Here is an 11,121-nt window from a genome sequence, read left to right as displayed (position 1 = left end):
GTAAATATCAGACCAGCAAATTCTCTGCTGTGAACGACATGAAAAAGTCACTATTCAAGATACGGGAAGTCGCTTATACTCTATATGGAAACGATTTCCGCGGGTACAAATGATCAAGACGCTGTTAAATTATGGCCTGTTCGTGTGGAGTTAAATCTCTACAATTCTGAGTGATCCAGTCTTTAACGTCATAAATAGTACCTGAATGACCAGAGATTGCCAATTGGATTCAAACTAAACCTACCCAGCCATTCAGAAACTCTTCCCGTGAAGCCAAACTCTGAATGTCGTTACGACCATACCAACCAGGATTGATGACATGACATCCCAAGAGGGCCCCAAGCTTTCCAAACTGGAATACCTTAAAGAAGGCAGCCATCAACTGCGTGGCACCATCGCTGAAGAATTAAAGAATGAGAGCGATGAATTCTCCGATGATTCAACTCAGCTTCTGAAACATCACGGAACCTATCAGCAGGATAACCGTGATCTGAGAAAAGCCAAGAATCCGGATGGCACTCCCAAAGGAAAAGCATACAGCTGCATGATCCGCACCAGGGTTCCCGGCGGTAAAGTGACCGCAGAACAATTTCTGGCGGAACTGGATTTGTGCGAAAAGTATGGCGATGGCACCGTGCGTCTGACGACGCGTCAGGGATTTCAGTTACACGGCGTGCTGAAAGGTAATCTGAAAGCAGCCATCAAGGGGATCAACGATTCCAAGCTGACGACACTGGCCGCCTGTGGCGACGTCAATCGAAACGTGATGGCGTGCCCTGCCCCTTACAAAAATAATGCCATCTTCGATTCCATGCAGGACATGGCCTACGCACTGGCAGAACATTTAAGACCCAAAACAACATCGTATTTTGACCTCTGGATTACTGACGAAGCAGGTAACAAAACCAACGAGGCCGAGTTCCAGCCGGTCGAAGAACCGATCTACGGCAAAACGTATCTGCCCCGCAAGTTCAAAATCGGAATTGCCCTGCCCGAAGACAATTGTGTCGACATTTATACGCAGGATATTGGCCTGCTGGGTATTGTAGAAAACGAAGAAATCATCGGATACAACTTCTATGTCGGCGGCGGCATGGGTGTGACTCCGAGCAACAAAAAAACCTATCCCGCGCTGGGTAAGCCGCTGGGCTTCGTCGAAAACGATCAGGTTCTCGCCGTTGCGGAAGCGGTGGTCAAAGTCCAACGCGATCTTGGTAACCGCGAAGACCGCAAACAGGCGCGGATGAAATATCTGGTCGACAATCTGGGCATCGAGAAGTTCCGTGAGAAAGTCGCAGAGCACCTGGGCGCGCCGATCACAGCCCCCCGCGATGTCGAAGTCACAGGAATTGACGATCATATGGGATGGCACGACCAGGGGGATGGCAAGCTGTTCCTCGGCGTGAATATCGAAAACGGCCGCATCAAGGATGAAGGCGACCTCAGAATCAAAACCGGCCTGCGGAAGATTCTGGAGACTTACAAATATGAGTCACGCATTACTGCCAAGCAGAGTATTATTTTCTGCGATATCGATCCTGCGGATCAGAAAGACCTCGAGAAAATCCTGGCAGAGCATGGTATGAAACGCGCCGACGAACTGACTGTCATTCGTCGTTTATCAATGGCGTGCCCTGCTTTGCCGATGTGTGCTTTATCGATTACAGAATCCGAAAGAGTCCTGCCGGATCTGATTTCGGAATTCGAGGAAGAATTGACGCGTCTGGGACTGCAGGACGAGCAAATTTCCGTGAATATGACAGGCTGCCCGAACGGCTGTGCCCGGCCTTATGTTCCCGATATCGGGCTGGTCGGGAAAGCAGTCGGAAAATACACACTGTACCTCGGCGGCAATTCACTGGGGAACCGACTCTCTTTCATCTATGACGATCTGGTTCCCATGGGCGAAATTACCGGCAGGCTTTCTCCGCTGCTGGAATATTTTAAAGAGGAACGTGAGTCGGGCGAAACATTCGGGGACTTCTGCCATCGGATGGGCAAAGAGTCGCTTCAGGAAAAAGCTGGTCTGGCTGCGAAATAATTTTCCCGCTCGATTTTAATGCCATTTCTGCGAACCTCTGACTCACGAAGCTGTCTACCATTTTGACAAAATCAACCCGATCCGGATTGACCCTGAGTGATTCGGCAGGTAAATTATTTGAGCAATGAGTCAGCTTATCTGCTGAAACAACTTAACTGGAAGTGATTAGAGTCTGATGCAAATCCACAATCTACTAAGCCTGAACCTTCTATTAAACCTGCTTACCCAAGCCAGGTCTTAGGTTCTTTGTACGATTGTTAATCAAAAACAGCGAAACCCTGAGACCAGATCGGCCTCAGGGTTTTTTATTTCACCTGCTGGTATTATTCTGGTCTCTCATTAGCTCCCCTGACCGGGAGTGGAAATTGAATCCTGGAGAAAACCGATGTCCAACGACACAGTAAAGATTTTTGACACCACCTTGAGAGACGGTGAACAGTCGCCTGGTTGCAGCATGACCACCTCCGAAAAAATGAAAGTGGCCAGGGAGCTTGTCAAACTGGGCGTCGATATCATTGAGGCGGGTTTCCCGATCGCATCGCCGGGCGATTTCGAATCGGTTCGCAAAATTGCCAATGAATTCGGCAGCCAGACCACAATCTGTGCCCTGGCCCGCTGCCGCAATGATGACATCGACCGCGCCTGGGAAGCTTTAAAAGGAGCAGAGAAATCCCGGATTCATGTGTTCCTCGCCACCAGTTCAATCCACCGCGAACATAAATTGAAAATGAATAAGGAACAAATCGTGGCAACGGCCGTGGAAATGGTCAAACGGGCCCGCGATTATTGCCCCGATATCGAATTTTCCCCCGAAGATGCTGCCCGTACGGAAAAAGACTTCCTCTGTGAAGTCGTTGAAAAGGCGATTGAAGCCGGTGCCACGACCGTCAACATTCCTGACACCGTCGGTTATGCGACTCCTGCCCACTTCCACGATGTGATCAGAACGCTGAAAAATAACGTTCCGAATATCGATCAGGCCATTATCAGCACACACTGTCATAACGATCTCGGCTTGGCCGTCGCCAACAGTCTGGCGGCTGTCGAAGCAGGCGCACGTCAGATTGAATGTACCATCAACGGATTGGGCGAACGTGCGGGAAATTGTGCGCTGGAAGAAGTCGTGATGGCATTGAAAACACGGTTTGACTATTACGGCGTGAATACGAATATTAATACGAAGCGGCTGTATCCGATCAGCCACCTCGTGTCGACGGTCACAGGCATGACTGTCCAACGCAATAAGGCGATCGTGGGCAAGAATGCGTTTGCACATGAAGCCGGCATTCATCAGCACGGCATGCTTCAGGAACGTACGACCTATGAAATTATGCGCCCGGAAGATGTCGGCTATGTCGGGACAAATCTCGTGCTCGGGAAGCATAGCGGACGCCATGCCTTCCTGGATCGGATCAAGTCTTTAGGACATACGCTGGACGAGCAGACCTTTGAACGGATCTTCAATGAGTTCATCACGTTAGCCGACAAGAAAAAAGAAATTTATGATTCCGACATTGTCGCTTTGATCGAGAATCAGGTCACCGACACGCCGGAAAAATGGAAAATTGCCCGGTTCCACACTTCTGCAGGAACAGGCACGATTGCTACCGCGACAATTGAACTCGCGGATGAAAACGGAACTATTCATTGCGACGCGGCTACCGGCGATGGTCCCGTTGACGCTGCGTTTCGTGCTGTCGAGCGGATTTCAGGGATTTCCGGAATACTCGAACAATACCATGTCGGCAGTGTTTCCAGCGGCAAGGACGCGCAGGGTGAGGTGCGAGTGGAAGTTCGCATTGAAGGGAAAATCTATACGGGCCGCAGTGTGAGTACGGACATTATCGAATCGAGCGCTAAAGCTTATCTGCAGGCCATCAACAAAGCTGCCGTCAAGCTGGAAAACTGAGCGTTTCAAGTTTCACAAATCTGAATTATCCATGACCACTCACGATCCTGAATCACAGCCGAAATTGTTCAAAGGCAGGACGATTGTCCTCAGCCTGCTGATCTTCGGTCTGTTGATGTCAGGATCGCTCTATGTGTTTCAGGCCGTGAATACCTTCACCTTTGCAGATACTCAAAATGCATTAGCCAGAGAATTCCCCCAATCCCGACCACGTGTGGAAGGGGGACGGCTCAAAGGCAAACAGGAAAACCCAGTTACCTTTCGCGTCACACTGGCAATCCCTTTCAACCCGTATGAGAACGATGCTGCCATCCAGAAAATGGCAGATCGCATTCTGGAAATCGCCGCTGAAAACATGGACCTGAATCAATACGAACAGGCGGAACTGCATTTTTATCAGGCGATTCCTGAACAAAAAATTATCCTGCGGGAAATCAAACGCGATTTAAAAACAGGACAGCAGCAGCATTAAACGGTTCCAGAAATCGCTCAGCCTCATTCTAAATAAGACCACGCCCTGCATTCACGCGCATATTTAAACGACACATCAGTCGTTTATTCCGACGCAGGCAGGGTGCCTGATTTCCCTCCTTGCTGACAGCTTGATTTGAATTGTGCTCTGCTGTTTGCTTTTATCGTACAGAAATCGATTGAAATTTAGATTCACTCGTTACTGGCACAGTCATTGCAGTCATTCCGATGCAGACTGTTCGGCACCTTCGTCCCGAACGGTATAGATATAAGTAAGCTACCCTACAGCCAGAGTGATGACGCCCGTCTAAAATTGGCTGGAGGGATAGCCGTCTCGCTGCCTGTTTGCTCTGATCTCGGAGACGAGTTCCCCCCTGGACCGTATGATAATATTTGTACCGGTCTGCGCTCTTCCACAACCAAAGCTCTTCCGTGCCATTCTTGTTCAGGCTATTATCAAAATTTCAGGCTATTATCAAAATGACATGATGACTCAACCAACCAAAGCTTTTTTTGCACCAGCGTCTGGACAGCCATGACTTCACTACAGAATCTATTACAAACCAGTAAAGGATTCTGGGGGATCATTGGTTCAATGCTGCTGTTTCAATTCTGCCTGGGCCTGTATTCGGCTCAAAAACTGACGGTCACCCACGACGAATATTGGCATCTGCCCGTGGGTTTACTTTCCTGGGAAACAGGAACATTTGACTACGATCGGCTGAATCCTCCTTTGATTCGAACCTGGTCCGCGTTGCCCCTGTTATTTACTTCTGCTCAGTCGGGTAACCCGGCTCACTCCTCCGATCCCGCCGATTATGGTGACGCCTTTCTGCAGGCAAACCCGGAGCGTTATCACGAATATTACGTGCTCGCACGCTGCTCGATTCTGTTACTGTCGGTGATCACAGGCATATTGCTGGCGGTCTGGGCGCGGGAACTGTTTGGCGTTTCGGCAGCCTGCCTGGCAGTCTTTCTCTGGTCCATGAGCCCCAATATCCTGGCGAATGCTGCTTTAGGAACTCAGGACCTCGCTATCGCCGGATTTTTTCTGGCGACAGTTTACAGTGGCTGGAAGTTTGCTCACAACGTTTCCTGGAAGTGGGCTTTGATTACCGGCGTTATTCTGGGACTGGCACAAATCACAAAATTTACCGCCATCCTGCTCCTCCCCATCCTGATGATTGAATGGTTTCTGATCCGGTTTAAAAATAGTGAAATCAAAGAAACGCTTCCTGGAAAAAGTATCCTGGCAAGGTGGGGGGCACTCCTGTTAATCAGTGGTTTTGTGCTGAATGCCGGCTATTTGTTTCAGGGAACATTCCAGCCTGTCAGCGACTACCAATTTCAGAGTTCCGAATTAAAAAACTTACACCATCTCCCGGCACTGCTTCAGAAGATACCCATGCCATTGCCCCGCGATTATCTCATGGGATTTGATCTGCAACGTTTCATCATGCAGCAGACTCACCCAACCTATCTGGATTCGGCATGGGAGCTGAATGGTTTTCGCAGCTATTACCTGTGTGCCCTGTTGTACAAACTGCCGCACGCCGTTCAATTCCTGTTCCTGCTGGCGGTGTATTGTTTGTTCAAACAGAAAAAGCAATCCGCATTCATACCTGGAAGAATTCTGGGGATCCTGGTCACCCCTGTGCTTTTATTATTAGTGATCGCCACCTTTTCCAATAATCAACTGGGGCTACGGTATATTCTGCCCGTTTTCCCGTTCCTCTATCTGCTGATTGCCCCGCTGGCGGAGCAACTGGATTTTTACAGACACAAGGTTTTTTCGTACCTGGTGATTGCCGCAGCGCTGACCCTTCCCTTGTCTCTGAGATTTGCGCCTGATCATATCGCCTATTTCAATGAAATATCGGGAGGCCCTGAAAATGGTGACATGCATCTGATCGATTCGAATCTGGACTGGGGACAGGATTTGTACCGCCTGAAAGACTATCTGCACGAAAATCACATAAGTGACATCGGACTGGCTTATTTTGGAACGATCCCCCCTTCCACACAGGGGATCAAATATGATTTACCTCCCGAATTACGGGTTGTCCCCGGGCGTTATGCGATCAGCGTGAGCATCCTTGAGGGACGCCCTTACTCCGTCCGAAAGCAGGACGGCACTCGTCATAATCTCGGCCCTGACATGTTAGGTTACTTCCGCTTTTTCGAACCGAAAGCACGTCTGGGATATTCCATCAACTATTATGAACTGACTCCGGAAGATGTGGTCCGCTGGCAAACAGCGGTCATCAGGGCAAATCGAAACCTAAGCCCGCAATAAGAGAGACACTGCTTACCTCTACACTTGACCGCAACGCTGTTAAGTCTCGAAGGGTAATCTGGTTGCGTGTTCGAGCCCGGTTTCACGGAGAAGGTCAAAATACTGAGCACGTGTATTAATATTCTGCAGCCCCCGCAATTGAGGATCAACGTCGCGCAGCGTCTCTGCATCGAGAAAACAGGCTCTGACGGACTCTGTGAGATCAATCGGACGCCGTCGGTTTTCGCTTAATAAATGCTGAATCGGTTCCACCAGAGAAACGCGGTATACGGCTGCCAGGGGATGGTACCATTTTCCCTCCTGGACCATGACCAGCTGATTTTCAGCCAACGCGGAAATAATCTTTGAAATAAACTCTGTCTGAATCAGCGGTGTATCACAGGCGGAGACAAACGCAGCATCACACTGACCTTGCAGCGCGGCCAGTCCCTGACCGATCGCCGAGAGAGGACCTGCTCCCGGTTCTCTATCAAAAATGACGTTCACTGATGCGGATAACTCAGGCAACTCCTGCCCCGGTGCGGCAACGACAATCACCGGTGAAACGACAGACGAAACAATGCGCACGACGCGTTGCAGCATCAGCTCTTTTCCCAAAGGTAATAACGCTTTGGGATAATTCATGCGAGAACTTTCTCCACCACAGAGAATGATTCCTCCGACCTTTAATTCTGCGTTTGAGTTTGACATATTCCCACGGGTAATTTACAAAAAGAAAATCAACACTTCAGTTTAACACAATACAAAGAAACGATCTGAAAAATGAGTGATCAGAATTCTGAACAAGGCCCCTGGTATCAGGATGGTTTACAATTTACCTGTACTCAATGCGGTAACTGTTGTACTGGCGCTCCCGGTGTCGTTTGGGTCGATGAATCAGAAATTGAGGCTATTGCAGAACTAACGGGAAAATCCAAAGGCGAAATCCTGTTAATGCATACGCGACTTTATGCGGGTCGGCGTTCATTAACTGAATTTGCGAATGGCGATTGTACCTTCTTTGATCCGGAGAAGAGAGGATGCACCATTTATGAAGCCCGACCCACTCAGTGTCGCACATGGCCTTTCTGGAATTCAAATCTTGAAAGCAAAGCAAGTTGGAATTCGCTCTCTCCCGACTGTCCCGGCGCAGGAAAAGGGGCCTTTGTGAGTTTTGAAGAGATTCAAAAACGAGCCGCACAAACCGACTTGTGAGTTCTGAAGCGTTTTCAATTTCTTTTTTCTGACGCAGGTCAGCGCCTCCGATTTCGTGTACTGAGCCAACATTAATTCTTCGCGCTCCGATATCAGGTTACGGCTCTCCCAATGATTTTCACAGCTCTGAATTTCCTATTGAACACGATTAATTTTCGTTGATTAAGTATCGATTTTGAAAGGATTTGTAGCTCTCGATTATCATAAAAGTCGCTCTCAACCCCTCTTTTTGCGAATTAAGTCAGAAGTTTGTAAAGAAATCTTGAGTGCCCGATTTGGCTCTTTTTTCTAGTCTCTGTGCATTGAAACCAGCGACAATCACTACAAATATCCAGCGACATATCCTGTTACCAGAATATAACTTACAACGTTTTCTTCCTTTTCAATCTTGTAAGATTCACAGAAAATACGAATCTGTAAGAATTACTTTCTTCCAGTGAAAAATTGTCTAAGAGCTCTGAGTTTAAGGCGTTCAGTCAAAGATCGGTCTTGACTTACTGTTCAATTGTGGGAAATAATCTACTGTGACACTAAGTCGTGTAACCCATTACAGTTGAGACGGCTCTAGATTGCCTAGCGGAAGGGCATAGCTGTCCGACGGCTTCTCAGAATTGGGAGAACCCAGTCGTGACGAAAAAAGAGATTGTCAAAGTGATTTCGGAAGAGATTGGTCTGACACAACTCAAAACAAAAGAGATTGTGCAAAAAACGTTCGATGCGATTGTTGATACCCTTGTCACTGACAAGCGTATCGAACTCCGCAATTTTGGCGTCTTTGAAGTCAAAAAGCGGGCAGCGCGGAAGGCAAGGAATCCACGGACAGGTGAACGTGTTGATGTAGAAGAAAAATACGTCGTCACATTCAAGCCTGGAAAGGAAATGGAAAAACGTGTGCGCGATCTGGAAGAGGAAGCAGCCCGACTTAAGGCTGCTGCTTCACAACCTCCGGTGAGTTCTCCTGCGGCTTCAACACAACCGCAGCAAACGCCACCAGCGGCTCCAGGTTCAGCAGCAGGATCTCCGCAGGTAGGAACTTATAATAACAGTTCCTACACTTCGGGCACCCCGCATACGCCTTAAACCTGTTTCCTGAAGAGTTTAATGTGAAAAGAACTGGTATGAACGATCTCATAGCCGGTCTGTTTTGATTGTACAGAAACAGACCGGCTCTTTTTGTTCTGCCGTGTCACTGACAGACTTCACCATGATGAATGGCTGTTCCGTAATCACTCCCGCTTTCGGCCGCTTTCGTTGATCAATAACGCCGGATAAACGGAATTACCACAATAATTAGAATAATCCGTATTTTTTACCAAAGTCTCCTGATCTGATTGTCGATAAATCGATCTAGAGAAGATTAAATGCGGCTTTTATAATCCCGCCTCTCTAACCTCCTCTGTTCACATTTCAGCACTTTAAACCCCTTCGATATCGGTTTGATGCCTTCCATTCAATGGTTTGAATTAAGGGATCGATGCCTGGGATCAACACCAGCAAATATGGCACAACCATATCATGGAGAAAAAAATGCGTAAGTTACTATTGGCCAGCATGTTAATTGCAGTGTCCCTTTCTCAGGTCGGATGCGTGGTTCCCATCTATTCATCCTCAAGAGATGATCGTGCTCGTCAATTAATTTTCCAATCAGAAAGTATGCGACACATTCCCAAAATCTGGGAACGAATCTGGGGGCTGGATATGCCTGACGTTGCCACACCATACCGAACACACGGTGGAGTGATTTAAGCACCCGTCCTGATGCAGAGGGCCTTTCAGTCGTTCAATCAGGGCCTTTGCCTGATCGACAACCATCAACAAATAAATGCTGTTCAGCTGCCGAATTCTCCATTCCGGCAGCTTTTCTGCTTTACTGGATTGTGTTTTCAGTAGCACACTTACTGGCTCTCGAACTGAGAGAACGCTAAGATAACTTTCTGTGGATCCTGAATGGTCCCTTCACAGTGCAATGATTTGACAACCGACCTCAACGTACGGCGTTTTCACGGCACTTCTCCTGTTATCAACAATATCATAAGAACGAGCATGCAGCCTCCTGGCTGCAACGGACGATACTCCGATGAACGCCCCTACTCAAACGGATCTCTTAGCAGTTACGCTGAACCGTCTGCATCTGAAAAACCCGATCCTGGTTGCCTCAGGTACATTTGGCTACGCTCGTGAAATGGCTGCATTTCTTGATTTTTCCAAACTGGGCGGCATTATTCCCAAGACGATTACGACGGAACCCCGGATCGGGAATCCGCCGCCACGCACCATTGAAACCAGCGCCGGTCTCTTAAATTCCATCGGCCTGGATAATGACGGAATCGATCTGTTTCTGGAAAAACACCTGGACTATCTGGCAGCACTGGATACCGCTCTCATTGTCAACATCGCGGGCCGCAGCATCGATGAAATGGCAGTCATGGCTTCACGCCTCGACGCTTTTCAGAACCAGATTACTGCCCTGGAATTGAATATCTCCTGTCCGAACGTCAGCGGGGGCGTTGATTACGGCACGCAACCCGAGTTGACGGAAAAGATGATCAAACAGGTCACCGAGAGCTGTCAGTTGCCCATCATTGCAAAATTAACCCCTAACGTGACCAGTGTGGTGGAAATAGCGCAAGCAGCCGCTGCAGGGGGTGCTGACGCGGTTTCTCTCATCAACACGGTTCAGGGCACCGCCATCGACTGGCGTCGCAGAAAGCCCGTTCTAGGCGGTATTTTCGGCGGTCTCAGTGGTCCCGCCATCAAACCGGTCGCATTACGGGTTGTGTGTCAGGTCGCGCGTGCGGTCGACATTCCGATCATTGGCGTCGGGGGAATTTCCAATATCGATGATGTGATGGAATTCATTGTCGCCGGCGCGTCTGCCGTTCAAATCGGAACAGCCAATTTTTATAACCCCGGTCTGGCAACACAATTGGTCGGAGAACTGGAACAGATTGTTCTGGAAGAAAAATGCGCACACGTGAGCGAACTGGTCGGCTCGCTTGTGTATCCGGAACGATAATTCACATCCAGACCACTTTCGATTTCAATAACTCATTTTCATCAACAACAGATTTAATAGCGATAAAGAGAATCATCTCATGCGAGTGTTATCGGGAATACAGCCAACAGGCCGCTTTCACTGGGGCAATTATTTCGGGGCGATTAAACAATATATCGACCTGCAGGATAACGAGCAGGCGTTCTATTTCATCG

8 protein-coding genes and 1 pseudogene are annotated in these 11,121 nt (G+C 48.6%); 8 read left to right on the top strand and 1 reads right to left on the bottom strand.

Annotated features, from left to right (window positions below; genetic code table 11):
- Positions 1-319: 319 nt before the first annotated feature.
- The 4 genes from Q0294_RS06940 to Q0294_RS06925 all read left to right on the top strand — a co-directional run bounded on the left by Q0294_RS06940 (position 320) and on the right by Q0294_RS06925 (position 6,717).
- Entirely contained in the window at positions 320-2,041 is a 1,722-nt protein-coding gene (locus Q0294_RS06940; RefSeq protein ID WP_299462412.1) for an NADPH-dependent assimilatory sulfite reductase hemoprotein subunit, read from the top strand.
- A gap of 385 nt (positions 2,042-2,426) precedes the next feature.
- Positions 2,427-3,950 (top strand): 2-isopropylmalate synthase, encoded by a 1,524-nt coding sequence (locus tag Q0294_RS06935; RefSeq protein WP_299462409.1) that lies wholly within the window; start codon positions 2,427-2,429, stop codon positions 3,948-3,950.
- 31 nt (positions 3,951-3,981) lie between these two features.
- Positions 3,982-4,422 (top strand): hypothetical protein, encoded by a 441-nt coding sequence (locus tag Q0294_RS06930; RefSeq protein WP_299462406.1) that lies wholly within the window; start codon positions 3,982-3,984, stop codon positions 4,420-4,422.
- A 534-nt stretch (positions 4,423-4,956) separates the two neighbouring features.
- Positions 4,957-6,717, top strand: coding sequence for a glycosyltransferase family 39 protein (locus Q0294_RS06925; RefSeq protein WP_299462402.1), 1,761 nt, complete (start codon positions 4,957-4,959; stop codon positions 6,715-6,717).
- 39 nt (positions 6,718-6,756) lie between these two features.
- Here the strand turns inward: Q0294_RS06925 and Q0294_RS06920 are convergent, their stop codons facing one another.
- On the bottom strand, positions 6,757-7,407 hold the full coding sequence (locus Q0294_RS06920; RefSeq protein WP_299462400.1) for a molybdenum cofactor guanylyltransferase: 651 nt from the start codon (positions 7,405-7,407) through the stop codon (positions 6,757-6,759).
- Between the two features lie 72 nt (positions 7,408-7,479).
- On the opposite strand from Q0294_RS06920, the gene Q0294_RS06915 reads away from it, so the two are divergent.
- The 4 genes and pseudogenes from Q0294_RS06915 to Q0294_RS06900 form a co-directional block, all read left to right on the top strand.
- A complete protein-coding gene (locus Q0294_RS06915) occupies positions 7,480-7,911 on the top strand; it encodes a YkgJ family cysteine cluster protein (RefSeq protein WP_299462397.1) in 432 nt (143 codons plus the stop codon).
- A gap of 627 nt (positions 7,912-8,538) precedes the next feature.
- On the top strand, positions 8,539-8,991 hold the full coding sequence (locus Q0294_RS06910; RefSeq protein WP_299462394.1) for an HU family DNA-binding protein: 453 nt from the start codon (positions 8,539-8,541) through the stop codon (positions 8,989-8,991).
- Between the two features lie 997 nt (positions 8,992-9,988).
- The gene (locus Q0294_RS06905; protein ID WP_299462391.1) at positions 9,989-10,927 is read left to right on the top strand and encodes a dihydroorotate dehydrogenase; all 939 of its coding nucleotides are present in this window, start codon (positions 9,989-9,991) and stop codon (positions 10,925-10,927) included.
- Between the two features lie 79 nt (positions 10,928-11,006).
- A pseudogene (locus Q0294_RS06900) lies at positions 11,007-11,121 on the top strand (tryptophan--tRNA ligase); the annotation flags it as partial.

This window comes from uncultured Gimesia sp. (assembly GCF_937919775.1).
GTDB lineage: Bacteria > Planctomycetota > Planctomycetia > Planctomycetales > Planctomycetaceae > Gimesia.
This window is presented reverse-complemented; position numbering and strand designations above follow the sequence as displayed.

Excerpts from the sequence above, each read along its gene's own strand:
- Q0294_RS06940 (WP_299462412.1), top strand. The coding sequence starts at position 320 with ATGACATCCCAAGAGGGCCCCAAGCTTTCCAAACTGGAATACCTTAAA.
- Q0294_RS06935 (WP_299462409.1), top strand. The coding sequence starts at position 2,427 with ATGTCCAACGACACAGTAAAGATTTTTGACACCACCTTGAGAGACGGT.
- Q0294_RS06930 (WP_299462406.1), top strand. The coding sequence starts at position 3,982 with ATGACCACTCACGATCCTGAATCACAGCCGAAATTGTTCAAAGGCAGG.
- Q0294_RS06925 (WP_299462402.1), top strand. The coding sequence starts at position 4,957 with ATGACTTCACTACAGAATCTATTACAAACCAGTAAAGGATTCTGGGGG.
- Q0294_RS06920 (WP_299462400.1), bottom strand. The coding sequence starts at position 7,407 with ATGTCAAACTCAAACGCAGAATTAAAGGTCGGAGGAATCATTCTCTGT.
- Q0294_RS06915 (WP_299462397.1), top strand. The coding sequence starts at position 7,480 with ATGAGTGATCAGAATTCTGAACAAGGCCCCTGGTATCAGGATGGTTTA.
- Q0294_RS06905 (WP_299462391.1), top strand. The coding sequence starts at position 9,989 with ATGAACGCCCCTACTCAAACGGATCTCTTAGCAGTTACGCTGAACCGT.